The following is a 23,320-nucleotide window of genomic DNA, read 5'->3' on the forward strand; positions in this document are numbered from 1 at the left end:
GACCTCTCCGCGCCTGTTGATGTTCCGTCCGATTGCAAGCTGCCGCTACACCATGAACATGACCAGCGGCGCGCAGTAGGTAATGATCAGGATGGCGATGATCATGGTCACGATAAACGGTATGATCTCCTTGAACATGGCTTGGATCTTCACCTTGGCCACGGCGGCGGCGGTGAAGAGGCATACGCCGAAGGGCGGGGTCAACAGGCCGATGGCCGTGTTGGCGGTGATGATGATGCCGAAGTGGACCGGGTCCATCCCCATGGCGGTGACGACGGGCAGGAAGATTGGGGTGCAGATCAGGATGATGGCGCTGGTCTCCATAAAGGTGCCGGCGATGAGCAGGATCAGGTTGATGAGCAGCAGGATGACAAAGCCGGGCATCTGGAGGCTTTCGAAGCCAGAGAGGATCATCTGGGGGATCTTGGCGTAGGAGATGACCCAGGCGAAGAGCTGGGCGTTGGCGATGATGAACATGATCTTGGCCGCGCCTACGGCGGCGTTTAGGAACACCTTGGGGAGGTCGCGCCAGCGCATCCCTTTATAAATAAAGGTGCCCACCAGGATGGAGTAGAGTACGGCTACCACGGCGGACTCGGTCGCGGTGAAGATGCCGCCGAATACGCCGCCGATGATGATGACGGGGGTCAGGATGGCCCACACGGAGGAGTCGCAGACCTTGGCCCACAGGCCCATGGGCTTCTGTTCCTCCTGCACTCGGACGGCCACGCCGCCCTTGGCCTCCGCGGCCGCGCCGGTAGAGGCGGAGACGTGTCTGCGCTCCTCCTCTCCGGAGTTCCCGGCGATGGTGCCGCGATAACCCCGGCGGCGGGCGATGATATAGGAGACGGCCATCAGGGCCGCGCCCATGATGATGCCGGCGGGGATGCCGGCCTTATAAAGCCCCGTGATGGAGCAGTTGGCCAGTACACCGTAGACGATGAAGGAGATGCTGGGGGGGATGATGACGCCGATGGGGGAGGCGGCGCCCACCACCGCGCCGGCATACTCCTTGCTGTAGCCGCTGGCCACCATGGAGGGCACCATGATGGCGCCCATGGCGGCGGCGGTGGCCACGCCGGAGCCGGAGATGGCGGCGAAAAACATGCAGGCGATGATGGTCACGATGGCCAGACCGCCGTGGATGTTGCCCACCAGCTTGCTGCACAGCCGGACGATGCGCTTGGCCAGACCGCCCCGGTTCATGATGTCACCAGCCAGGATGAACATGGGGATGGCGATGAAGGAGACGGAGTCCAGGCCCACGAAGAGCCGCTGGATGATAATCAGGGGGCTGATGCCGCTGCCCAGGATAAACACGATGGCCGCACTGCCCACGGTGACGGCCACCGGGACGCCCAGCAGCAGCAGGACGATGGCCGTGACAAAGAAGACAACGATCATGGGATCTCCTCCTCTACCGCCTCAAGGGCCTCCGTGACTTCATCCTTGACCGCCCCGTACTTCTCCCTGCGGAAGACGGCGACGAGGTGGCGCAGAGCGTAGATTGCGATGAAGACCATTGTGATGGGGAAGATGATATAGATGAAGTTCATGGGGATCTTCATGTTGGGGGAGGTCTGCATGGCGGCGGTTTCCAGGATGTCAATGCCGAATTTGAAGACCACGCCGCAGTAGACCAGCATAATGAGGAGCTGGACGACCTTGAGTACGGGGGCCACCTTGGGCATCATCTCCTCCAGGGCGTCTACGGCCACGTGGATGCCCTGCTTCGTACACACCACGGCTCCCACAAAAACCATGACGACCATCATGTACCGGGCGGATTCCTCCGTCCAGGAAAAGCCGGTGTTAAAGACATAGCGGGAGATGACCTGCACCGAGAGGGAGAATAGCATTCCAATGAGGAGCACAGCCGCCAGCGCAAAGCATATCTTCTCAATGAAGTCCAGGACTTTATCGACTGTTTTCATATTCAATTCCACCATTCATCCTGAAATGGGGCCTCATCCCTCCTCCATAGGGGGGATGAGGGGGGATGAGGCACGGTTTGGGAGGGACGACTAGCTGTTGAGGGCCTGGATCTCCGTGAGGTAAGTGGTGTCGTACTCCTTGCCGAACTTGTCGTACACGGGCTGGACGACGGCCTTGAAGGAGTCCACGTCCACGTCCTCCACGATGGTGACACCCTTCTCGCGCAGGAAGTCCTTCACGCCGCTCTCGGTGGCCTGCTCGGACTCGGTCTCCTCAAGGCCCGCCTCTAGGGCGGCGGTGCGGATGATCTCCTGCATATCCTCGGGCAGGCCCTCCAGCACCTTGGTGCCGATGACCATGTCGAAGAAAGCGAACATGTGGGCCGTCTCTGAGACGGTGTTCTGGACCTCGTAGACCTTCTCCTCCTGGATGACCAGGTAGGAGTTCTCGTGGCCGTCGATGGTGCCCTGCTGCAGGGCGGTAAAGACCTCACCGAAGCTCATGGCCTGGGGGTTGGCCCCGAAGGCGGTAAAGGTATCCACGTAGACGGAGGACTCGATGACACGGAGCTTCAGGCCCTTGATGTCGTCCAGGTTGCGGATGGGCCGGTCGTTGGTGGTGACGTGGCGGAAGCCGCGGCCCGCCAGGGAGAGGACGGTGAGACCCACGCTGTCGCCCTCGCTCAGCATCTGGGTATAGATGTCGCTGTCAAAGAACTTGTAGCAGTGATCCCAGTCGGAGATCAGATAGGGGAGGTCCAGCGTCAGGTAGGCGGGGACAAAGTTGGTCAGCGGGGAGGTGGTGGTGACTGCCATGTCCAGGGTCCCCATCTGGATGGCCTCCAGCAGCTCCCGGTCCGCGCCCAGCACGCGGTCTCCGTAGACCTCGATCTGGATGGCGCCGTTGGTGCGCTCATCCACCCGCTCCTTAAAGCGCATGGTGTAGGTGTTCAGGGGGTTGGTCTCGTTGCCCATGTGACCCAGCTTCAGGATCAGGGGGTTTTCGGGGGTGGGGCCGCTCTGGTCGCCGCTCTGGACCCCGGCGTTGGCGCTGGACTTCGGGTCGTTGGCGGCGGGCTGCTTGCCGCCGTCGCCGCCGCAGGCGGCCAGGGAGGCCATCATCGCGGCCACCAGGATCAGTGCAAGGACCTGATTAAACTTTTTCATTTCGTCCCTCCGTGTATACTATTTGTTGATTCTTCGTCGAAGACTATAGTTCGTATTTGCGGTGGGGGTAGGTCTGCTGATAAATGCTGACCAAGTAGTAGAGGGTCTTGGTCACGGGGACCTCCATCCCGAGGGCCTCGGCCTCGTGGACCACGGCGCCGTTGATAAACTCCACCTCGGTCTGCCGGCCTTTCAGTACGTCCTGAAACATGGACGGACAGTGCTCGAAGTGGGTGGTGAGAAGTTCATCCACGTTTTTGTGGACGTGGTTCCCGTCGGCCCGGATGCCCTTGGCGTGGGCCACGGAGATGACCTCGCTCACGATGGTGTGGGCCAACTCCATGCCCTCCTTCGTCTGGCCCAGGTAGCCCTGGGGCAGAAGGGTGGCGGAGGTCAGGGTGTTGAGAGCGGCGTTGAAGGCCACCTTCTCCCAGATCGCCTGGAACACGTCAGCGGTGAGCTCCGGGTTGAGCCCCGCCGTCCGGAAGATCTCGTAGAGGGCCTGGACCGCGGGGGTGGTCTTGCCGGAGACCGTCATCATGCGGGTGACTCCCGCACCGCCGGTGGAGATCTCGCCGTTTCCCACCAGGTCGGAGGGAAAGTTGGTGGTCCCGATGATGATGTGGTCGGGATCGGCGTACGCGCCCATGACCTTCTCATGCCCCAGCCCGTTCTGGAAGGAGATCAGCTGGGTCTCGGGCCCGATGGCCCCCGCCAGGGAGCTCAGCGCGCCGGCGGAGTAGATGCTCTTGGTGAAGACGATGACTGCATCGGCCACGCCCCGGTACTCCTCTGCCCGGCAGGCGGAGATGGGCACGGACTCCTCCCCGCTCTCCCGCCTGACCAGCAGGCCCCGTTCATTGATGGCCTCCATGTGGGGAACGTTCACGTCGATCAAGGTGACTCCCTGGCCGGACTGCTTGAGCTGGGCCCCGTAGAGGCAGCCCATGGCGCCCGCGCCCAATACGGCAAATTTCATCTCTGCCTCCTGTTCCGGCGCTAGGCTTCTGCCCTGCTCTTGATGATCTCGTAGCGGGCGGCCACCTGCTCCTTCAGGGCCTGGAGCTGCGCGTCGCTCATGCCGCGGAAACGGCGCTGCGGCTTGATATAATCCTCCACCTCGCCCAGCTTTTTGGGGACCTGGCTGATCTTCACTTTACCGCTCTCAAACTCCATGAGCAGCCATGCGCCGCTCTGCACCGCTTCGCGGGCCAGTTCGATGCTTTTAGCAAAGGGATAGCCCCAGCCGGTGGGACAGGGGCACTGGATGTGGAGCACGCTGGTCCCCACGGTCTCCCGGGCCTTCTTCACCTTCCGCTTCAGGTCAGGCAGATTAGCGATGGAGGCGGAGGCGGCGTAGGGTACGTCATGGGCCATTACGATTCGCATCAGATCCTTGCTCTGTCCCAGCTTGCCCGCAGGGGTAGTGGTGGTCCACCCGCCAGCGGGGGTGGAGCTGCTGCCCTGGATGCCGGTGTTCATATACGCCTCGTTGTCGTAGCAGATGTAGAGGATGTTCTCGTTGCGCTCCATGGCGCCGCTGAGCGCCTGTAGGCCAATGTCCACAGTAGCGCCGTCACCAGCGAAGGCCACGACTTTGGTGTGAGTATTGCCCTGGTGCCGGAAGCCGTTGGCAATGCCGCTGGCGATGGCGGCCGAATTTTCCAGGTTGCCCTGGATGCCGGGGACTTTTACGCTGCCCTCGATGCCGCTGCCAGAGAACATGGCCGAGCATCCGGGAGGGATGATAAGGACAATGTCCTCACCCAGTGCCTCCATTACATTACGCATGATGAGCTCCAGGCCGCAGCCCTGACAGGTGCTGACGCCGTGGGTGACCAGGCCTTTGGATTCTGCCATCATCTTATACATCAGTCTTCCTCCTCCCAAATCTCCATCCGGATGTCCATGGGGTCCTCCTTGACGTCGAACCACTGGCCGTGCTCCTTGGTTTTGCCTGACTTGATGTCCAGCAGCTCCCCAAAGATCTTTTCAAAGGAGTGATTGGAGATGTCGCGCCCGGCCAAGCCGCCGATGTAGCTGCGGATGTCGCACGGTGCGCCGTAGAGGGCGGCGGTGACCTCAGTACACACCGGGGGCTGGATGCCGCCCAGACCGGCGGACCGGTCCATCACGCCGATGACGGGCACGTGGGAGAGATACTTCCGAACGGCCTCCGTGGGGAAGGGGCGGAACATGACGATCTGGAGCGCCCCGGCCTTGACGCCCTTGGCCCGGAGCTGGTCCACCACGTAGCGGGCGGTGCCGGACATGGAACCGATGGTGACCACGGCCACCTCGGCGTCGTCCAGCATGTAGGGCTTCACGATGTCCAGGCTGCTGCCGAAGCGCTGGTTGTACTCGGCAAAGACCTGGGGGGCCAGCCTGGCCGCCTCCTGGAAGCCCACCATCTGCTGGTAGCGCATCTCCGTGTACTCGTCGGTGGGGGTCAGGTCGTTGACAAACATGGGGTCCATGGGGTCCAGGTACATGTTGATGCGCTGATACTCGCCCACGAAGTCAAAAGCATCGGCATCCTCAGGGACATGTACCTTCTGCATAGAGTGGGAGAGGAAGAAGCCATCCAGACAGACCATGGAGGGGGTAAGCACATCGGGATGTTCACTGATGCGCATGGCGGTCAGGTAGAGGTCCAACACGTCCTGCACGGTTCCGGCGTAGAACTGGAGCCAGCCGGTGTCCCGCTCGGCCATGGTATCCTGGTGGTCGCACCACAGGGACCAGGGTGCCACCAGGGAGCGGTTGACCACGGGCATGACCATGGGGATGCGGCAGCCGCTGGTGACACCGCAGACCTCGTGCATCAGGGCGAGGCCCACGGAGGAGGTGGCGGTGGCGGCCCGCACGCCGGTGAGCTGGGCGCCTACGCAGACGCTCATGGCGGAGTGCTCGGACTCCACGCGGACATACTCGGCGTCGATACGGCCCTCGGCCACCTCGTCGGACAGGTGCTCGGCGATGGAGCTCTGGGGGGTGATGGGGTAGGCGGCGATCACGCCGGGCTTAACCAGGCGAATGGCTTCTACAGCTGCGCCGTTGCCGTCAAGCATTTTGATGGGCATTATTCTCCGCTCCTTTCATCCACCAGTTTCATGCAATGCTTAGGGCACTCGTTGACACAAATGCCGCAGCCTTTGCAATAGCGCCAGTCGATCTCCACCGGCACGTCCCCGGTCTTGTGTATTGTGATAATATCCGCAGGACAGGACCGGGCACAGGTGCCGCAGCGAATGCAACCTTCTGCGTCCACAACCGGACGCTCCAGCCGCCAGCTCCCGGTATTGGCAGCGGCAAACACCAGAGAACAGGGGCCCAGGATTCTACGATTTTTCGGTGTGCTCATAGGCGTCTCTTGCGGCTTTGACATTTTTCTCCCCTACCTTTCCAAAACTATCGTTGATCGCGTGCTCCACCGCAGCGATGTCCACTACGCCCGTCCGGGCCAGAGCGCCTAGCATGGCGCTGTTGGGAATGGATAGCCCAATGTTCCGAAGGGCTGCGCCCGTGCCATCGCTCCAGTAGATTTCTTTGAAGCCGTACGTCTTGCGGTACTTTTCCACGACGTCCGCGCTGTTGGTATTCAGTACCAGAATAGTGCCGTCGTGGCAGCCCTCGCCGACGTTTACATTTTTCTCCATGATGGTCTCGTCAAATACAACTACAATGTCGGGCTCGTAAACATAGCAGTTGAGCATCACCGGCTCTTTGTCCACAATGATGTGGGCGTATACTGGTGCACCCCGGCGCTCGTGGCCGTAAGCCGGTACCGTGATGGCGTACTCGTCCTGATAGATGGAGACCGCTTGGGAAAGTACCTTCGCTGCCGTGACCGCGCCCTGTCCACCGATCCCGTAGAACTTGATGCGATACATGGATAACTCCCCTTTCATTAATTGTTCCTATTATCGGTATAATATTCCGATATAGTTAACTTTTTTTAGACCGCATAGGCGGTCTTCCTTCTAAAACGTGCCATTGCCCCCAATTTTTCCGAATAACGGTACAATATTCCGGATAATTGTTATTTTTTTAGGCCGCAAAGCGGTCCAATTCAAAATGGTTTTCTTTTAATCGTCGCCAGTATAGCAAAACTTTTCTGGGATGTCAATGCATACGGAAAAATTCCTGTTTTATTTCTGCAAAATATATATTTTGACGAAAAAAGAGGGACGAGACGAAACAGTAAAACCGCAAAACCATTGGGAGGCAATGGGCTTGCGGCTTTACAGGTAGGAAGAAAGCTCATGCTGCACTTCCCGGAGTCGTCGGAGAATGGCAACATGGTTCTTCTTCATGAACTTGGTCTGTCCGCTGAGGGAGATGGCAGCAGTGATTTGCCCGCCTGCATTCAGAAGCGGAACGGCCATACAGGACAACCCCAAGTTGGACTCCTCATTGTCCAGCGCATAGCCCTGTTGGCGGATGCGCTGTGCCTCCTCCAGAAAGACATCGGGATCAGTGATGGTCTGTTCCGTAAAACGGACCAGAGGCTGTGTGCCCAAAAACTCCTGGAGAAACTGCTCGCTGCTATAGGCCAACAGGCATTTACCTGTGGCACAGGCGTGGATGGGCAGGGAGGTTCCCACACGGGAATTCATATAGACTATGGGGCCCCTCGTTACCTTGCAGGTGATGAGAGCGGCGAAATGATCTAGGACCGCCATATGGGCACTAACCTGGAATTCTTGGCTAAGGGTCCAGAGGTAGGGCTCTACCAACTGCACAATCTCGTTGCGCTCCTGAGCCAAACTGCCCCAGTATACCAGTTTTAGGCCCAGACGGTACTTCCGGGTCTGGGGGTTCTGGCGCAGATAGCCGAATTCCACCAGGCTACTCACCAACCGGGCCGCCACAGCCTTCCCCACACCGATGTCAGCCGCCAGCTCGGTAATGCCCAGTTCCTCCTCCTGTCCAAAGCATTCCAGCAACCGCAGGGCATTGACAACGGTTTGACTTACTTCCTTTGCCACGGTACACTTCCTTTCTTGCTATTAAATTACATACATTCTAGCTTGGCATGTTCTTCCTGTCAAGCAAAATGCCGGGAAACCCAGGAATGCCGGCATGGCTGGGAAGCAGCGCTCCTGGCTATGAGGTCCTTCTTTAGGGTGCGAAAGTTCTTGACAGAAAAGCATCATCGTTTTACAATATAAATGGCTAAAACTGAAGAACTCCGGGGGAGGTTTTTCACAAATCGTGTGGGATTATCCTACACGACTCATTTTATGCAATTCCATTCCGAGCCAACAAAAATGAAACAGGAGGTGTGTCCCTAACTTATGCCGTGGTTATACGCCCTGATTGGCATCATAGTCGGGCTGGTCATAGGCATCTTCGCCGGCATCCAAATCCGCAAGAATATTTCCGAGAAGGAGATCTCCAGCGCGGAGGAAGAGGCCAAGCGCATCATCAACGAGTCCATCAAGAGCGCCGAGAGCAAAAAGCGGGAAGCGTTGGTGGAGGCGAAGGAAGAGATCCTGAAGGCCCGTAACGAGTATGAGAAGGAAGTCAAGGAGCGCCGCAGCGACCTGCAAAAGCAGGAGCGGCGGCTCCAGCAGAAGGAAGAGACCCTGGACCGCAAGACCGACAACATCGAGAAGAAAGAGGAGACCCTCGCCCGGAGGCTCAGCGAGCTGGAAGAGGCCCGGGAGGAGGTCGCCACCGTCAAAAAGACCCAGATGGAAGTGCTGGAGCGCATCTCCGGCTTCACCGCCGAGGAGGCCAAGAACTATCTCATCTCCCAGTTGGAGACCGAGGTCACCCATGAGTCGGCCATGAAGATCAAGGAGATCGAGGCCCGCTTTAAGGAAGAGGCCGACACCATGGCCCGGGAGATGATCTCTCTGGCCATCCAGCGCTGCGCCGCCGACCACGTGGCCGAGGCCACCGTTTCGGTGGTACCCCTGCCCAACGACGAGATGAAGGGCCGCATCATCGGCCGCGAAGGCCGCAACATCCGCACTCTGGAGACCCTCACCGGGGTGGATCTGATCATCGACGACACGCCGGAGGCCATCACAGTCTCCTGCTTCGACCCCGTCCGCCGGGAGATCGCCCGGATCGCCCTGGAAAAGCTCATTCTGGACGGCCGCATCCACCCCGCCCGCATCGAGGAGATGGTGGAGAAGGCCAAGCGGGAGGTGGACGCCACCATCAAGGCCGAGGGCGAGCGGGCCGTGTTCGAGACCAATGTCCACGGCCTGCACCCCGAGCTGGTCAAGCTGCTGGGCCGCATGAAGTACCGCACCAGCTACGGCCAAAACGTGCTCAACCACTCCATCGAGGTCTCCCACGTGGCGGGCCTGCTGGCCGCCGAGATCGGCGCCAACGTGGCCGAGGCCAAGCGGGCGGGTCTGCTCCACGATCTGGGCAAGGCCATCGACCACGAGGTGGAGGGCTCACACGTGGCCATCGGTGTGGAGCTGGCCCGGAAGTACAAGGAGTCTGAGGCCATCGTCCACGCCATCGAGGCCCACCACAACGACGTGGAGCCCAAGACGGTGGTGGCCTGCCTGGTGCAGGCGGCCGACGCCATCTCCGCCGCTCGCCCCGGCGCCCGGCGGGAGAATTTGGAGAACTATATCAAGCGCCTGGAAAAGCTGGAGGAGGTCACCTCTTCCTTCCCCGGAGTGGAAAAATCCTACGCCATCCAGGCCGGCCGCGAGGTCCGCATCATGGTCAAGCCCGAGCAGGTCTCCGAGGACCAGATGGTCCTGCTGGCCCGGGACATCGCCAAGAAGATCGAGGAAGAGCTGGAGTATCCCGGCCAGATCAAGGTGCATGTCCTGCGGGAGACCAAGGTCATCGAGTACGCCAAATAAGGAAGCGGGGCCCGAAGGGGTCCCGCTTTTTTTAAGAAAGGAACGATCACATGAACGCCATTTTCCGCCGCCGCAGCATCCGTAAATTCCTGGATACGCCTGTCCCCGCCGAGGACGTGAAGAAGATCCTCATGGCCGGCATGGCCGCCCCGTCCGCCAAGGACAACCGGGAGTGGGTCTTTATCCGTATGACGGACAAGGCCGCCATCGAGCAGTTTATCTCCGTCCACCCCAACGCCTTCGCCATGCGCACCGCCCCCCTGAACATCCTGGTGTGCGCCGACCTGCGCAAGTGCAAGATTCAGGGGGACTGGTGGATCATGGACGGCTCCGCCGCTTTGGAGAATATGCTCATCGAGGCCACCGAGCTGGGCTATGGCAGCCTGTGGGTGGGGGTCCACCCCGACCCGGTGCGCATCGACAAGATCACCGAGCTGTGCGCCCTGCCGGACTATATCCGGCCCGTGGGCATCCTGGCCGCCGGAAAGACCGAAAAGGTAAAAGAGCCCCACGACCGCTATCTGGAGGAGCGGGTCCATCAGGACCGCTACGCAGAGCGGGAGGAGGCATGACAGACCGGGAGCCTCTGGCGGTCAGCCTCTATTTCTGGCTCCAGGCTCTGGCGTCCGTAGCGGTGGCCCTGGTTCTGGTATTCCTGTTCCTGGGCCGCCTGACGCCGGTGGATGGGACCTCCATGGAGCCCACCCTCCGGGACTGGGACTGGATGGTGGTGCGGAGCATCGGCTACACGCCCCGGCAGGGAGACGTGGTGGTGCTCTCCAAGGAGTTCGATGACGTGGAGGGGCCCATTGTCAAGCGCATCGTCGCCGTGAGCGGCCAGAGGGTGGACATCGACTACGCCGCCGGTGCCGTGTCCGTGGACGGCCGGGCCCTGGAGGAGGACTATATCCTGGAGCCAATGACCCAGAGGCACTGGCAGACCGTCACCTCCCTCACCGTGCCGGAGGGCTGCATCTTTGTCCTGGGAGACAACCGAAACGTCTCCAACGACAGCCGGAACCCGGCGCTGGGGGCGGTGGACGCCCGGTATGTGCTGGGCCGGGCGGAGTGGGTGGTTTTCCCGCTCACCCGGCTGGGGGCGGTGCGGTAAACGCCGGTCCGCCGGAGCGGGGAATGGGAAGAACGAGCCCTGGAACGCTCCGCCGCTTTCGCGGCGGGGCGTTTTCTGTTTGCCCTTTGCACGAAAATGACATATAATAAAAACCCTGAGAACGGGGGGAGCGTATGAAGACCCATGTGTTCCGGCTGCGCCGGGGGAGTGATTTGCTGAAGGCCCTGCAGGAGTATGCCCGGACTCGCCGCATCGCCGCCGGGACGGTGGTCTCGGGGGTGGGCTGCGTCACCCGGGCCCGGGTGCGGGACGCCTCCGGCGTCACGGTGCGGGAGCTGAACGAGCCGCTGGAGATCGTCTCCCTCATGGGGACCCTCTCGGCGGCGCGGACCCATCTGCACATCTCCCTGGCCCGGGAGGACCTGACCGTCCTGGGCGGCCACCTGATGGAGGGCTGCATCGTCAACACCACCGCCGAGGTGGTGCTTCTGGAGCTGGACGGAGTCCGCTTCGGGGCGGAGCGGGACGGGGAGACCGGCTACGACGAGCTGGCGATTTTATCTTTGGAGGAACGAGCATGATCATGAACGTTTTGGCGGTGGGCGACGTGGTGGGCGAGCAGGGCCTGGCCTTTTTGGAGCAGCACCTGCGCTCCGTGCAGAAGCTCCACGGCGTCCACTTCACGGTGGTCAACGGGGAGAACGCCTCCGGCGTGGGGATCCTGCCCCGGCAGGCCAGGGCCATCTATGCGGCCGGGGCCGACGTGGTCACCCTGGGCAACCACACCTGGAACCGCATCCAGATCAAGGACCTGCTGGACGATGTGTCCTGGCTCCTGCGGCCCGCCAACTACACCAGCCGGGTCCCCGGCCGGGGACTGGGAATCTACGAAGGGCCGCGTGGCCTGCGCGTGGCTGTGATGAACCTCATCGGCCGGTGCGAGATGGACTCCAACTTCGACAACCCCTTCACCGTGGCGGACCGGCTTCTGCGCCACCTGGACGCCGACCTGTGCCTGGTGGACTTCCACGCAGAGGCCACCAGCGAAAAGGGGGCCATGGCCTACTATTTGGACGGCAGGGTGCAGGCCCTTTGGGGGACCCACACCCATGTGCCCACCGCCGACTGCCAGGTGCTGGACCGGGGACTGGGCTTCGTCACCGACCTGGGCATGACCGGCCCGGCCCGGTCGGTGCTGGGCATGAAGCACGAGCAGGCCGTCAACCGCTTCCTGGGGGGGCTGCCCATGCGCTTTGAGCCCGCCCCCGGCCCCTGCAAGCTGGAGGCCGTCCTCTTCTCCCTTGACACGGAGACGAGAAGGTGCGTGCATGTGGAGCGGGTGGACATCGCAGAATGACGCCTGGAAAGGAGCAAGTATGCCCATACAGATCTTACACGCGGCAGACTTCCATTTGGATGCGCCCTTCGCCTCGTTGAACGCCGAGCAGGCCGCCGAGCGCCGGGGGGAGCAGCGGGAGCTGCTCGCCCGCCTGGCCGAGCTGGCCCGGAGCCGCGGAGCCGACCTGGTGCTGCTCTCCGGCGACCTGTTCGACGGCGGCGAGCTCTATGCCGAGACCGGACAGGCCCTGGTCCGGACCCTGGGGCAGACCGGCTGCCCGGTGTTCATCGCCCCGGGCAACCATGACTTTTACAGCGCCCGGTCCCCTTACGCCCGGCTGGCCTGGCCGGACAACATGCATCTCTTTCGCCGGGCCGGGCTGACGCCGGTGGAGCTGGAGGGAAAGGCCTGCACCGTCTGGGGGGCGGCCTTCACCGCCCCCGCCCGGGAGGATTCACCCCTGGCGGGCTTTGCCGCCCCGGCGGACGGACGGCTCCACCTGGGGGTCCTCCACGGGGACGTGGAGGGCCGGGGGCGCTACGGCCCCATCGGGCCGGAGGAGATCGCCGCCTCGGGCCTGACCTATCTGGCCCTCGGGCACATCCACGCCCGGTCGGGCCTCCGGCGGGCGGGAGAGACCTTCTGGGCCTACCCCGGCTGCCCCGAGGGGCGGGGCTTCGACGAGCTGGGGGACAAGGGCTGCCTGTGGATCACGGTCCGGGACGACGGCGGAGTGGAGGAGGAATTCGTGCCTCTGGCCCGCCGCCGCTACCGCGTCCTGGAGGCCGACGTGTCCGGCCCCGACCCCGCCTCCGCCCTGGCCGCCGCCCTGCCCGACGACGGGGCGGAGGACATCGTGCGCATCCGGCTCACCGGGGAGAGCGGAGTGGAGGGGCTGGACCTGGCGCCCTTGGAGGCGGTGGCCGCCGCCCGGTTCTACCGCGCCGAGCTCCGGGACGAGACGGCGGTCCCCCGGGACCTGTGGGACCGGGCCGGGGAGGACACCCTCACGGGGCTGTTCCTGCGCCGGATGCAGGAGCGCCTGGCCGCCGCGGCTGACGACGGGGCGCGCGCCGACCTGGAGCGGGCCGTCCGCTTTGGGCTGGCGGCGCTGGAGCATAGGGAGGAGCCCATGGCATGAAGATCAAAAAAATGACCGCAACCTTCGGCAAGCTGGACGGGGCCGTCCTGGAGCTGAGGGAGGGCCTGAACATTCTCACCGCCCCCAACGAGGCGGGCAAGTCCACCTGGTGCGCCTTCCTGCGGGCCATGCTCTACGGCATTCCCACCCGGGAGCGGGACACCAGGACCGCCCTGGCGGAGAAGAACCGCTACGCCCCCTGGTCCGGCGCCCCCATGGCCGGGGAGATCGAGCTGACCTGGAGGGGGCAGGACATCACCCTGCGCCGGTTTGCCAAGGGGGCCAGCCCCTTAGGCGGTTTCGAGGCGGTCTATACCGGAACGGGGGAGGCCGTATCCGGCCTGACGGCGGAAAACTGCGGGGAGGTCCTGCTGGGGGTGGGCCGGGAGACGTTCCAGCGCACCGCCTTTGTGGGTCAGTCCGGGGTGCCCATCGACGCCGACCCGGACCTGGAAAAGCGCATCGCCGCCCTGGTGTCCTCCGGGGAGGAGGACGTGTCCTACTCCCAGACGGAAAAGACCCTGCGGGGGTGGCTCAACCGCCGCAGGCACAACAAGACCGGGCTCATCCCCCGGCTGGAGGAGGAGCGGACCGGGATAGAGGGGGAGCTGGCCCAGATGCGGCAGCTCACCCGGCAGGCCGGCGAGGCGGAGAGCCAGCGGGACGAGCTGACGGCACGAAAAGGGGCGCTGGAGGCGGAAGCCGCCGCCCAGAAGGCCCGGCAGGAATGGGCCCGGCGGGAGCAGTACAAGGCTGCCGTGGCCGAGCTGGAGGCCGCCCGAAGGGAGCTGGCGGACCTGGAGGCCGAGGCCGGGCCCCTGCCCGACAAAGAGAAGCTGCGGCAGGCCCAGGGGGAGCTGGCCTACCTCAAGACCCTGGAGGCCAGTCAAAAGGAGGCTCAGAACCAGCGGGAGCCCGCCCGGCGGGCGGTGGACCGTGCCGAGCAGGCGGCGGCGGACCCGGTATTTGACGGTATGGACCCGGACCAGGCGTGGAAGCGGGCCAATGAGGACGCCGCGCGGGTCCGGGAGCTGGAACAAAAGAGGGCGACGCCTCAAATGGCGGTAGGCGTGCTGTTTTTGCTGGCCGCCGCGGCCTTCGGGGGCGCCGGCGCGCTCTCCCAGGGGAATTACCTGTTTTTTGCGGCCGCCGGGCTGGAACTGGCGGCAGGCGTGGGATTCCTGCTGGCCGCCCGGAAGAGTCGGCGGGAGTGGGACCGGGAACGGAGGGCCATCCTCGCCCGCTCTGAGAGCCAATTCCCCGACGACATCCTTGCTCGGGCCAATGCCTACCGGGAAAGGTGGGTGGACGTGGAGGAGGCCCGCCGGCGTTCCGAGGCGGTGGAACAGTCCATCCGGGATCTGGACACCCAGAGGGAACGGTTGTGGCTGGGCCTGCTGGCTTTTGTCCACGGCTTTGCCCCCGCCGTGACCGACCCTTTCGGCGTCTCCGCCGCCCTGTCCCGTGCCCTGTCCCTGGACGAGCGCGTCGCCACCGCACGGGTGAAGGCGGAGGGGGCCCGGAAGCTGGTGGCCTCCATTCCCATGCCCGAGGGCCCCGCCCCGGCGGAGGGGACGCCTCCTCCTCCGCCCGCCGCCCACAGCCCCGCCGAAACCGCCGCCGCCCTGGCGGCGGTGAGCGGAGAGCTCTCCCGCCTGGAGCGGGAGCTGGCCGCCCTCCAGGGCCGCCGGACCGCCCTGGGGGACCCGGACGAGCTGGAGGCCGGCCGGGACGGGCTGGAGCGGGAGCTGGAACGCCGCCAGGGGGAATACCGGGCCCTGAGCCTGGCCCTGGAGGTCCTGGACGAGGCCAACGCCCAGCTCCAGGCCCGGTTTTCCCCGGAGCTCAACCGCCGGGCGGGGGAGCTCTTCGCCGCCCTCACTGGGGGCCGCTATGCCTCCATCGCCCTCAACCGGGAGTTTGAGGCCAGCGTCCGCCCCGCCGGGGACGTGCTGCCCCGCCGGGCCCTCAGCCTGTCCCGGGGCACCGTGGACCAGCTCTACCTGGCGGTGCGCCTGGCGGTGTGCGACCTGGCCCTGCCGGCCGCCGATCCGGCTCCTCTGGTGCTGGACGACGCCCTGGCCGACTTTGACGACGGCCGCATGGCCCTGGCCCTGGAGACCCTGGAGGAATACGCCCGGGGGCGGCAGGTGCTGCTGTTTACCTGCCACGGCCGGGAGGCGGCGTGGCGGGAGGGGCGGGGCTGAGGTGGAAATACCGCGGACCACGCGGACCACGGGCGCCTTCCCTTGCATTCCGGCGCGGGATGCCGTATAATGTATTCCAATTATGAATGTGTTCCGCGGGGAGTTGATACCCATGTCTGAAGAACAAAAACGGCCACCTGAGGGCCGGGAGGAGAACCTGAGCGGCGGCGACGCCTTCAAGGTGGACCTGTACTTCTGGCTCCAGGCCCTGGTCATGGCCTTGGTCAGCCTCATCCTCCTCTTTACCTTTGTGGGCCGGGTCATCGGGGTGCAGGGCTCCTCCATGGTGCCCACCCTCCACGACAAGGATATGCTGCTGCTCCAATCCATCGGTTACGAGCCCAAGCCAGGGGACATCGTGGTGCTGACCAAAGAATCCTTTATGGCCCAGCCCATTGTCAAGCGGGTCATCGCCGTGGGGGGGCAGACCGTGGACATCGACTATGCCGCCGGCACCGTCGCCGTGGATGGGGTGGCGCTGGAGGAGGACTATATCAACGAGGCCATGTACGAGCTGCCCCCGGATTACGCCACCCATGTGGAGGTGCCGGAGGGGTCCATCTTTGTCATGGGCGACAACCGCAACAAGTCCTCCGACAGCCGGGACCCCCGCTTAGGTACGGTGGATGTGCGGTATGTGCTGGGCCGGGCGCGGTTCGTGCTGCTGCCCTTCCAGGATTTCGGCGTCATCGAATGAACGGCGCCCCGGACAGAAAGGAGACCTCCGCCATGCATGTCATCGCATTCAACGGAAGCCCCCACGAAAAGGGAAACACCTATGCCGCCCTGCGGGCCGTCACCGAGCAACTGGAAGCCGCCGGGATCACGGCTGAGATCGTTCAGGTGGGCCATCTGCCCATCCGCGGCTGCGCGGCCTGCAACCAGTGCGCCAGAAACAAGGATAGCCGGTGCGTGCTGCCGGAAGACGGCGTCAACACCGCCATTGAGAAGATTCGGGCGGCGGACGGAGTCCTGCTGGGGGCCCCCACCTACTACGGCGACGTGCCCGGCCCCATGAAGTCCTTTTTGGACCGGGTGTTCTTCGCTGGAGACTACAACTGCGGCGGCGCCTTCCGGTACAAGGTGGGCGCGGCGGTGGCCGTGGCCCGGCGGCCCGGCGGGCGCACCACGCTGGACTGCCTCCAGCGGTACCTCAACTGCGCCGAGATGTTTCTTCCCTCCACCACCAACTGGCCGCTGGTCTACGGCCTCAAGCCCGGCGATGTGGAGCGAGATACCGAGGGACAGGTTTACCTCCGGGCCCTGGGCAAGAACATGGCCTGGCTGCTCCAGGCGGTGGCTCTTGGCCGGGCGCAGATCCCCGTGGAGCCCCGGGAGAAGCGGGTATATCTCAACCTGATTCGATGAAAAAGAGGCGGGCAGCATTTGCTGCCCGCCTCTTTGGCGGTTGTAGGGGGGCTACTCCACGTCCTCCGGACGGTAGAGCTCGGCGGGAAGCACATCCGAGAGCTCCAGCAACAGGGGTGAAAAGCCTCCGGAGGGGTCGTAAGAGGCCGCCGGCGCGCGCAGGAACATCCCGGCGGTGTCACGAATGGGCAGGGAGACCACGACCCGCAGGCCGTCGCCCTCCCGGCTCGCTACCATGACGCTGCCGCCGTGGAGCGCGGCGATACGCCGTACCGATTCCAGACCCGTGCCCAGCCCGGTCCCGGCCCGGCCGCCGTCGGGCTCCCCGCCGAACAGCAGGGACAGGTCTCCCTCGGCAAGGCCGTTTCCTCCGTCCCACACGGTGAGGACGGCCCGCTGACCGGACCTGGCCAGCCGGAGGCCCAGCTTCCCGCCGGGGCCCGCGGCCTTCATGGCGTTGGAGAGTAGGGCCAGCAGCATCTGGCGCAGCAGCGAGGGGTCCCCCAGCGTCAGCAGACTGGCCAGCTCGGATTCATACGCAAAGCCGTACCCGGCGGCCGCCGCCACGCTGGAGATCTCGCGCCCCAGTTCCCGGCACAGCCCGGCCAGGTCCATGGGGGCGGGGCGGTAAAGGGAGGCGTCGTCCCGCTCCAGAAAGTCCAGGTGGTCGGCCAGCCGCAGAAGGCGATAGAGCCCCTGGTTGGCGATGGAGAGATAGCGGACCTGCCGGGCGGGGTCCAGCCCCTCCGGGTCGGCGCCCAGCCGCTGGAGGGCGGCGGCCAGGCCGGCGGTCTGCTGCCGCAGGTAGCGGGACAGCCGCTCGGACGAGGCGGCGGCCGCCGCCGGGGCGGAGCGCAGGATGACCAGTGCGCCCAGAGACGTGTTCTGGACACTCAGCCGGTAGTTGCCGCCGCCGATGCGGGCCGTCACCACAGCGGGAGCTTCACACTCGGGGAGGAGGGCGGAGAGGTCCTCCGGGAGCGTGGCGCGGTCCCGGAGAGCAGGAAACAGCCGCTCCGCCGCCGGGTTCCGGTAGCGGACCTCACGATCCCGAAGGATCAGCACCGGCTCGGGAAAGCCGTCAAACAACTGCGCCACTTCGAAGGCAACGGGCGACAAGACAAGACCTCCTTAAAGGGTCATGGAAGTAGCATGCGCAGGAAACGGAAAAAACCAATTATCTTCAGTGTACCAAATCTTGGGGGGCGCTACAAGAGAAAAAGTCGAATTTGGTCGAAATATCTGCACCGGGCGCACCTTACAATCGAAAGTAAACTAAATTTCATTGAAAAACCCTCTTGGCAAAATCGAAAATATGATGTATAATGGCTCCCGTCAGAGATGAAACTATTTTTGACTTCGAAAAGGAGAGATTGCAGCTATGAGCATTAAAATCGGCATCAACGGCTTCGGCAGAATCGGTCGTCTGGTATTCCGCGCCGGCCTGGAGCGGCCCGACGTAGAATTTGTGGGCATCAACGACCCCGGCATGACCCCTGACTACATGGCCTATATGCTGCGGTATGATACCATCCACGGCAGATTCAACGGCGAGATCAGCTATGACGACAGCAGCATCACCGTCAACGGCCACAAGGTCATGGTCTACGCCAAGATGAGCCCCGCCGAGATTCCCTGGGGCGAGATCGGGGCCGAGTATGTGGTGGAGTCCACCGGCCTGTTCCTGACCAAGGAGAAGGCCCAGGGTCACCTGGATGCCGGCGCCAAAAAGGTCATCATGAGCGCCCCCTCCAAGGACGACACCCCCATGTTTGTCATGGGCGTCAACAATACAACCTATGATTCCAGCATGAACTTTGTGTCCAATGCCTCCTGCACCACCAACTGCCTGGCCCCCATCGCCAAGGTCCTGCACGACAAGTTCGGCATCACCGACGGCCTGATGACCACCGTCCACTCCGTCACCGCCACCCAGAAGACCGTGGACGGCCCCTCCAAGAAGGATTGGCGCGGCGGCCGCGCGGCCACCTACAACATCATCCCCTCCTCCACCGGCGCGGCCAAGGCCGTGGGCAAGGTCATCCCCTCCCTGAACGGGAAGCTGACCGGCATGTCTATGCGTGTGCCCACCCTGGATGTGTCCGTGGTGGACCTGACCGTCAACCTGGCCAAGCCCGCCAAGTACGACGAGATCTGCGCCGCCATGAAGAAGGCCAGCGAGGGTGAGCTGAAGGGCATCCTGGGCTACACCGAGGACGCCGTGGTGTCCTCCGACTTCCTGGGCGACACCCGCACCTCCATCTTCGACGCCACCGCCGGCATCGCCCTGACCGACACCTTCGTGAAGGTCGTGTCCTGGTACGACAACGAGATCGGCTACTCCAACAAGGTGCTGGACCTCATCACCCATATGTATTCCGTGGACCACAAGTAAGTGAATCCAACCAAAGAGAGCGGAAGCCGGACGGCTTCCGCTCTCTTTGACCGTCGAAAAAGCGGTTTCGCCGCTTTTTCGATCCGGATGCAGCCCACCGCGCGCAGGCTTTGTCCGTTTTCTGCGGACAAAGCCCACACTTGCGGGCTGAGAAGTGTTTTCTCCGGCGTACATGCCGCCGGAGAAAACGGCTTTTATTTGCTTCGCGCCTGCGGGCGCGAACTCTGCGAGGCTTTTTCGACATACTGGCGTCCCCGCCGACGGCGGGGGCGTTTTTGCAATCGTATGTATACAAAGCCGGCATGTTGTAGTAGAGTAGGGGGAGAAAGGAGTGCTGACCCATGCTGGAGGAGGAAGTGCGCCGGGCGCGGCGGGAAGAGCGGGACGTGGAGGACGTGACGGTGGAGGGGGAGTGCCTGGCGGGCGCGGACTTGTCGGGGCTGGAGTTCCGCCGGGTGTGCCTGCACCGGTGCCGGTTCCAGAACTGCGACTTCTCGGGGGCGGTCTTTGACCGGGTGGAGTGGAGGGGCTGCGACTTCTCCAACTGCCGCTTCGGCGGGACGGTCTGGACGGACACGGTGGTGCGGGACTGCAAGGGGGACGGCGGCCGGTTCACCGCCAGCCGGTGGCGGGGCTGTACCCTGGGCGAGAGCGCCTTCCGCTGCGCCAATTTTACACAGTCGCGGTGGAAAAAGTGCCGCATGGAGAACTGCCAGCTTCGCCGGGCCGTGCTGGCCGAGGCGGATGTGGCCGGACTGAGCCCACACCGGACGGGGTTCCAGGAGGTGGACTTTTTCCGCACGCCGCTGAAGGGGGTGGATTTTTCCGACTGCGCGCTGGAGGGCATCACCGTATCGGAGAGCCTGGGAGAGCTGCGGGGCATGAAGATCAACCCGGCCCAGGCGGTTGATCTGATCCCCCTGCTGGGGATACAGCTTTTGTGAGGGAGGGAGCGCCCGATGGGCGGACTGTTTGACTATCTGGACTGGCGGGGGGAGCTGAGCCTGGCCCAGTCCCCCTTCAACCCGGTGGATAATCTGCTCCTGAGCACCCTATCCTACGCGCCGCTGGACCATCTGGTGGACCGGGAGGGCACCGCCCTCTGGGCTGCGGCGGAGCGGTGGGAGGCGGCGGGCGGCGTCTGGCCGCCGCGGCCGGAGCGGGGCCGGGGGGAGTTTCGGGAGGAGGTGCTCCGCCTCTTCGGGGCCCTGGCCCGGGCGCCCCGGTTCTCCGGCCTGATGCTGCTGGACTGGGTGAGCCACCTGGACGCAGGGACGGAGGAGCAGTTCGCCGCCCTCACCATCGACACCGGAGACGGGGCCCGGTTTGTCTCCTACCGGGGGACGGACAGCACCCTGGTGGGGTGGAAAGAGGACTTCAACATGAGCTACCAGACGCCGGTGCCCGCCCAGAGGTCGGCGGCGGAGTACCTGTCCGACGCCCTGCGGCGGTGGGGCGGCCCCCTGCGTCTGGGCGGGCACTCCAAAGGCGGGAATCTGGCGGTCTACGCGGCGGCGGCCTGCCGGACGCCCGACCGCCTGCTGGCGGTCTACAACAACGACGGCCCCGGCTTCTGCGCCGGGGCCGTGGATGAGGCGGGCTATGAGGCGGTGCGGGGGCGGATACACACCTTTGTACCCCAGTCCTCGGTGGTGGGGATGCTTCTGGACCACGAGGAGGACTACACCGTGGTGCGCAGCGATCAGTCCGGCCTGTTCCAGCACAGCCCCTTTTCCTGGCAGATATTGGGGCCGGACTTTGTGGAGGTGGAGCGGGTCACCGACGCCAGCCGCTTTGTCAGCCGTACCCTCAAGGAGTGGGTGGCCTCCCTGACTCCGGAGCGGCGGGAGCAGTTTGTGGACCTCCTGTTCGAGGTGCTGGGGGCCTCGGGGGCCCAGACTACGGCGGAGCTGTCCGAGGGCGGGCTCCAGGCCGCGGCGGCTGGCCTGCGCCGCCTCCGGGCGCTGGACGGCGCCGACCGCCTCATGCTGTTCCAGGCCCTGGCCCGTCTGGCCGAGGCGGCGCGGAACAGCATGGGCCTGCTCCGGGGCGAGGAGACATAAGGGAACATGGAGGGCGATATTAACCGCCCTCCCCAGAGACTGTCGATAAAACCTCTTGTCGAAGGATTCGGAGGGAAGGATAGTGTGAAAGGCTGCCCCGCAGGGCGATTCGGAGCACAACCGCCGCTTGCGGCGGCGCTTGGTGCGGAGATGAACCGTCAGGGTTCCCTGAAGGTGAATTGGCCACAGGCCAAGAGAGACCGGCCTGGGCCGTTCGCGTTGGATCAAGTAACTTTTTGAACCTGTTTTGCAGGTTCAAAAAGTTTAGCAGCCTGTCGAAAAGTCTTTTTCGACAGGATGTGCGCCGCCCGCCGGAGTTCCGGCGGGCGGCGCATGTTTACGCGTAAATATGGTCCAGGATATCCACAATCTGCGCCACGCAGCTCTCCTCGCAGGCGCCCAGGATACGGGCGCCCCACTGCTTCACCTCGGGGGCGCAGTTGGCGGGGGCGAAGGGGATGGCGGAGACGGCCAGCATGGGGATGTCGTTCTGGTTGTCCCCCACGCAGTAGATGTGCTGGGCGTCGATGCCCAGGCGGCGGGCCAGGTACTGCACCATGCCGCCCTTGCTGCTCCCCTTCCGGGTCAGCTCCAGCAGCACCCGGTTGGAGAAGATCACCTCGTAGTGCTCTCCCCACCGCTCCAGCAGGTAGCGCTGGGTGTGCAGAAGGGTCTCATAGTCCTGCTGGAGGATGACCTTGCTCCAGGGCAGGGGGATATCCGCGATGGGCACCTCCCGGGCGGTCATGCCCGCCCGCTCCAGGTGACGGAAGGTGACGGCGTTGGGCTGGTAGACGTAGATGGCGTCGTGGTGGTAGGCCTCAAAGCCGATGGTGGGAATGGCCCGGGCCATCTGCTGGAGATCCTCCCGCACCCGGTCGGGCAGAAAGGTCTCGTAGATCATCTCCCCTGTCCGAAAGTCGTACAGGGCGGAGCCGTTGGACAGAATCACCGGCGCGTTGATGGGTATGTGGCTGGCGTGGGGGGCGAAGTTGGGGCGGGCGCGGCCGGTGGCCACGGTGAAGGTACCCCCCTCCCGGGTAAAGTAGGTCAGGGCCTCCACATTTTCCCGGGTGATGCGCATGTCCTCCCCGTAGAGGGTGTCGTCAAAATCGCTGACCAGCAGCACGCCGTTGAATTTGCCCAACTGATTCACACCTTACCTTCTCAGATCGGCCCCCGTCATATACGTTTTCAGCGGTGCATAGAGAATGCCAAAAATCACCAGACACAGGACAAGGTCAATCCCGACATAGCTGCCGTTGTAGATAAGGGAGTAGAGGGCGGGATTGTCGAATACTGTGCCGAAGATCTCCGTGGGGGCCAGAATTTTGTAAATGGTGATACCGCTGATATAGTGGACAACAAAGCGGGCGGCTCCGCCCAGCACGCTGCCCCAGAAGATGCCGTGGGGCTTGCCGCGGCCCAGGCCGGCGATGCCAATGACACCGAAGGCCAGCACATAATCCAGCAGGATGGACTGCCAGCCCCAGCTTACCGCGCCCTGGATGAATACCTGGAGCACGCCGAAGGCAAAGCAGGCGATGAAGCCGCCTCCCATGCCCCAGCGCACGCAGAAGAACAGCAGGGGGAGCATCTCCAGCGAGATGGAGCCGCCCTGGGGCAGCTCAAATACCTTGAGAAGCCCCAGCACCAGGGCAAGGGCGATCATGACTCCGCCTTCGCAAAGCATCCGCACCAGCAGATACATACGGCGGCGGCCAGGGGCTTTTGTGGTGACAGGTTCAGACATAGAGCTCATTCCTCCTAAAAAATGTACCGCAGCGCAAAC

24 protein-coding genes are annotated in these 23,320 nt (G+C 63.8%); 12 read left to right on the top strand and 12 right to left on the bottom strand.

Annotation, left to right across the window (positions count from 1 at the left end):
* Positions 1–45: 45 nt before the first annotated feature.
* The 9 genes from B3H64_RS01270 to B3H64_RS01310 form a co-directional block, all read right to left on the bottom strand.
* A complete protein-coding gene (locus B3H64_RS01270) occupies positions 46–1,404 on the bottom strand; it encodes a TRAP transporter large permease (RefSeq protein ID WP_050619394.1) in 1,359 nt (452 codons plus the stop codon).
* A complete protein-coding gene (locus B3H64_RS01275; protein WP_195892362.1) occupies positions 1,401–1,934 on the bottom strand; it encodes a TRAP transporter small permease in 534 nt (177 codons plus the stop codon). The genes B3H64_RS01270 and B3H64_RS01275 overlap by 4 nt, the downstream gene beginning before the upstream one ends.
* A gap of 90 nt (positions 1,935–2,024) precedes the next feature.
* Positions 2,025–3,101 carry a TRAP transporter substrate-binding protein gene (locus tag B3H64_RS01280; RefSeq protein WP_050619392.1) on the bottom strand — a complete coding sequence of 359 codons (1,077 nt, stop codon included), beginning with the start codon at positions 3,099–3,101 and terminating at the stop codon, positions 2,025–2,027.
* Between the two features lie 43 nt (positions 3,102–3,144).
* Positions 3,145–4,080 (bottom strand): ketopantoate reductase family protein, encoded by a 936-nt coding sequence (locus B3H64_RS01285; protein WP_050619391.1) that lies wholly within the window; start codon positions 4,078–4,080, stop codon positions 3,145–3,147.
* A 20-nt stretch (positions 4,081–4,100) separates the two neighbouring features.
* Positions 4,101–4,973, bottom strand: coding sequence for a thiamine pyrophosphate-dependent enzyme (locus B3H64_RS01290; protein WP_050619390.1), 873 nt, complete (start codon positions 4,971–4,973; stop codon positions 4,101–4,103).
* The gene (porA, locus tag B3H64_RS01295) at positions 4,973–6,184 is read right to left on the bottom strand and encodes a pyruvate ferredoxin oxidoreductase (RefSeq protein ID WP_050619389.1); all 1,212 of its coding nucleotides are present in this window, start codon (positions 6,182–6,184) and stop codon (positions 4,973–4,975) included. The genes B3H64_RS01290 and porA overlap by 1 nt, the downstream gene beginning before the upstream one ends.
* The gene (locus tag B3H64_RS01300; RefSeq protein ID WP_349676154.1) at positions 6,184–6,489 is read right to left on the bottom strand and encodes a 4Fe-4S binding protein; all 306 of its coding nucleotides are present in this window, start codon (positions 6,487–6,489) and stop codon (positions 6,184–6,186) included. Before B3H64_RS01300 ends, porA begins: the two co-directional genes overlap by 1 nt.
* On the bottom strand, positions 6,443–6,994 hold the full coding sequence (locus B3H64_RS01305) for a 2-oxoacid:acceptor oxidoreductase family protein (protein WP_050619388.1): 552 nt from the start codon (positions 6,992–6,994) through the stop codon (positions 6,443–6,445). The genes B3H64_RS01300 and B3H64_RS01305 overlap by 47 nt, the downstream gene beginning before the upstream one ends.
* 351 nt (positions 6,995–7,345) lie before the next feature.
* Entirely contained in the window at positions 7,346–8,092 is a 747-nt protein-coding gene (locus tag B3H64_RS01310; RefSeq protein WP_050619387.1) for an IclR family transcriptional regulator, read from the bottom strand.
* Between the two features lie 309 nt (positions 8,093–8,401).
* On the opposite strand from B3H64_RS01310, the gene rny reads away from it, so the two are divergent.
* The 9 genes from rny (at position 8,402) to B3H64_RS01355 (ending at position 17,070) form a co-directional block, all read left to right on the top strand.
* Entirely contained in the window at positions 8,402–9,943 is a 1,542-nt protein-coding gene (rny, locus tag B3H64_RS01315; RefSeq protein ID WP_050619386.1) for a ribonuclease Y, read from the top strand.
* A gap of 50 nt (positions 9,944–9,993) precedes the next feature.
* Entirely contained in the window at positions 9,994–10,515 is a 522-nt protein-coding gene (locus B3H64_RS01320; protein ID WP_278894789.1) for a nitroreductase family protein, read from the top strand.
* Complete coding sequence (gene lepB / locus B3H64_RS01325) at positions 10,512–11,054, top strand: signal peptidase I (RefSeq protein WP_286732242.1); 543 nt, start codon at positions 10,512–10,514, stop codon at positions 11,052–11,054. Before B3H64_RS01320 ends, lepB (B3H64_RS01325) begins: the two co-directional genes overlap by 4 nt.
* A gap of 134 nt (positions 11,055–11,188) precedes the next feature.
* Positions 11,189–11,596, top strand: a complete 408-nt coding sequence (locus B3H64_RS01330) for a PPC domain-containing DNA-binding protein (protein ID WP_286732243.1) — start codon at positions 11,189–11,191, stop codon at positions 11,594–11,596.
* Positions 11,593–12,372, top strand: coding sequence for a TIGR00282 family metallophosphoesterase (locus B3H64_RS01335; protein ID WP_286732245.1), 780 nt, complete (start codon positions 11,593–11,595; stop codon positions 12,370–12,372). The genes B3H64_RS01330 and B3H64_RS01335 overlap by 4 nt, the downstream gene beginning before the upstream one ends.
* 19 nt (positions 12,373–12,391) lie before the next feature.
* Positions 12,392–13,495 carry a metallophosphoesterase family protein gene (locus B3H64_RS01340; RefSeq protein ID WP_286732247.1) on the top strand — a complete coding sequence of 368 codons (1,104 nt, stop codon included), beginning with the start codon at positions 12,392–12,394 and terminating at the stop codon, positions 13,493–13,495.
* Positions 13,492–15,702: an ATP-binding protein gene (locus B3H64_RS01345; RefSeq protein ID WP_286732250.1), complete on the top strand. Its 2,211-nt coding sequence runs from the start codon at positions 13,492–13,494 to the stop codon at positions 15,700–15,702. Before B3H64_RS01340 ends, B3H64_RS01345 begins: the two co-directional genes overlap by 4 nt.
* A 112-nt stretch (positions 15,703–15,814) precedes the next feature.
* Positions 15,815–16,399 (top strand): signal peptidase I, encoded by a 585-nt coding sequence (gene lepB, locus B3H64_RS01350; protein WP_050619380.1) that lies wholly within the window; start codon positions 15,815–15,817, stop codon positions 16,397–16,399.
* A gap of 32 nt (positions 16,400–16,431) precedes the next feature.
* Positions 16,432–17,070: a flavodoxin family protein gene (locus tag B3H64_RS01355; protein WP_238074709.1), complete on the top strand. Its 639-nt coding sequence runs from the start codon at positions 16,432–16,434 to the stop codon at positions 17,068–17,070.
* Positions 17,071–17,121: 51 nt separating this feature from the next.
* On the opposite strand, the gene B3H64_RS01360 is transcribed toward B3H64_RS01355, so the two are convergent.
* A complete protein-coding gene (locus tag B3H64_RS01360) occupies positions 17,122–18,189 on the bottom strand; it encodes a sensor histidine kinase (protein ID WP_286732263.1) in 1,068 nt (355 codons plus the stop codon).
* A 262-nt stretch (positions 18,190–18,451) separates the two neighbouring features.
* On the opposite strand from B3H64_RS01360, the gene gap reads away from it, so the two are divergent.
* The 3 genes from gap to B3H64_RS01375 all read left to right on the top strand — a co-directional run bounded on the left by gap (position 18,452) and on the right by B3H64_RS01375 (position 21,528).
* Positions 18,452–19,465 (top strand): type I glyceraldehyde-3-phosphate dehydrogenase, encoded by a 1,014-nt coding sequence (gene gap / locus B3H64_RS01365; protein ID WP_286732272.1) that lies wholly within the window; start codon positions 18,452–18,454, stop codon positions 19,463–19,465.
* A 341-nt stretch (positions 19,466–19,806) separates the two neighbouring features.
* Positions 19,807–20,409 (top strand): pentapeptide repeat-containing protein, encoded by a 603-nt coding sequence (locus tag B3H64_RS01370; protein ID WP_055179589.1) that lies wholly within the window; start codon positions 19,807–19,809, stop codon positions 20,407–20,409.
* 15 nt (positions 20,410–20,424) lie between these two features.
* Complete coding sequence (locus B3H64_RS01375; RefSeq protein ID WP_007489764.1) at positions 20,425–21,528, top strand: DUF2974 domain-containing protein; 1,104 nt, start codon at positions 20,425–20,427, stop codon at positions 21,526–21,528.
* Positions 21,529–21,865: 337 nt separating this feature from the next.
* Here B3H64_RS01375 and B3H64_RS01380 read toward each other — a convergent pair whose 3' ends face one another.
* A complete protein-coding gene (locus B3H64_RS01380) occupies positions 21,866–22,684 on the bottom strand; it encodes an HAD-IIB family hydrolase (RefSeq protein ID WP_009257172.1) in 819 nt (272 codons plus the stop codon).
* Between the two features lie 3 nt (positions 22,685–22,687).
* Positions 22,688–23,281 (bottom strand): energy-coupled thiamine transporter ThiT, encoded by a 594-nt coding sequence (locus tag B3H64_RS01385; protein ID WP_226923325.1) that lies wholly within the window; start codon positions 23,279–23,281, stop codon positions 22,688–22,690.
* Positions 23,282–23,320 lie beyond the last annotated feature (39 nt).

Origin of the sequence: Intestinimonas sp. UBA1698, assembly GCF_002320075.1 — a bacterium.
In the GTDB taxonomy this organism is placed as follows: Bacteria; Bacillota; Clostridia; order Oscillospirales; family Oscillospiraceae; genus Intestinimonas; species Intestinimonas massiliensis.

Coding starts and splice junctions, on each gene's coding strand:
- B3H64_RS01270 (WP_050619394.1), bottom strand. CDS start 1,404: ATGATCGTTGTCTTCTTTGTCACGGCCATCGTCCTGCTGCTGCTGGGC.
- B3H64_RS01275 (WP_195892362.1), bottom strand. CDS start 1,934: ATGAAAACAGTCGATAAAGTCCTGGACTTCATTGAGAAGATATGCTTT.
- B3H64_RS01280 (WP_050619392.1), bottom strand. CDS start 3,101: ATGAAAAAGTTTAATCAGGTCCTTGCACTGATCCTGGTGGCCGCGATG.
- B3H64_RS01285 (WP_050619391.1), bottom strand. CDS start 4,080: ATGAAATTTGCCGTATTGGGCGCGGGCGCCATGGGCTGCCTCTACGGG.
- B3H64_RS01290 (WP_050619390.1), bottom strand. CDS start 4,973: ATGTATAAGATGATGGCAGAATCCAAAGGCCTGGTCACCCACGGCGTC.
- porA (WP_050619389.1), bottom strand. CDS start 6,184: ATGCCCATCAAAATGCTTGACGGCAACGGCGCAGCTGTAGAAGCCATT.
- B3H64_RS01300 (WP_349676154.1), bottom strand. CDS start 6,489: ATGTCAAAGCCGCAAGAGACGCCTATGAGCACACCGAAAAATCGTAGA.
- B3H64_RS01305 (WP_050619388.1), bottom strand. CDS start 6,994: ATGTATCGCATCAAGTTCTACGGGATCGGTGGACAGGGCGCGGTCACG.
- rny (WP_050619386.1), top strand. CDS start 8,402: ATGCCGTGGTTATACGCCCTGATTGGCATCATAGTCGGGCTGGTCATA.
- B3H64_RS01320 (WP_278894789.1), top strand. CDS start 9,994: ATGAACGCCATTTTCCGCCGCCGCAGCATCCGTAAATTCCTGGATACG.
- lepB (WP_286732242.1), top strand. CDS start 10,512: ATGACAGACCGGGAGCCTCTGGCGGTCAGCCTCTATTTCTGGCTCCAG.
- B3H64_RS01330 (WP_286732243.1), top strand. CDS start 11,189: ATGAAGACCCATGTGTTCCGGCTGCGCCGGGGGAGTGATTTGCTGAAG.
- B3H64_RS01335 (WP_286732245.1), top strand. CDS start 11,593: ATGATCATGAACGTTTTGGCGGTGGGCGACGTGGTGGGCGAGCAGGGC.
- B3H64_RS01340 (WP_286732247.1), top strand. CDS start 12,392: ATGCCCATACAGATCTTACACGCGGCAGACTTCCATTTGGATGCGCCC.
- B3H64_RS01345 (WP_286732250.1), top strand. CDS start 13,492: ATGAAGATCAAAAAAATGACCGCAACCTTCGGCAAGCTGGACGGGGCC.
- lepB (WP_050619380.1), top strand. CDS start 15,815: ATGTCTGAAGAACAAAAACGGCCACCTGAGGGCCGGGAGGAGAACCTG.
- B3H64_RS01355 (WP_238074709.1), top strand. CDS start 16,432: ATGCATGTCATCGCATTCAACGGAAGCCCCCACGAAAAGGGAAACACC.
- gap (WP_286732272.1), top strand. CDS start 18,452: ATGAGCATTAAAATCGGCATCAACGGCTTCGGCAGAATCGGTCGTCTG.
- B3H64_RS01370 (WP_055179589.1), top strand. CDS start 19,807: ATGCTGGAGGAGGAAGTGCGCCGGGCGCGGCGGGAAGAGCGGGACGTG.
- B3H64_RS01375 (WP_007489764.1), top strand. CDS start 20,425: ATGGGCGGACTGTTTGACTATCTGGACTGGCGGGGGGAGCTGAGCCTG.
- B3H64_RS01385 (WP_226923325.1), bottom strand. CDS start 23,281: ATGTCTGAACCTGTCACCACAAAAGCCCCTGGCCGCCGCCGTATGTAT.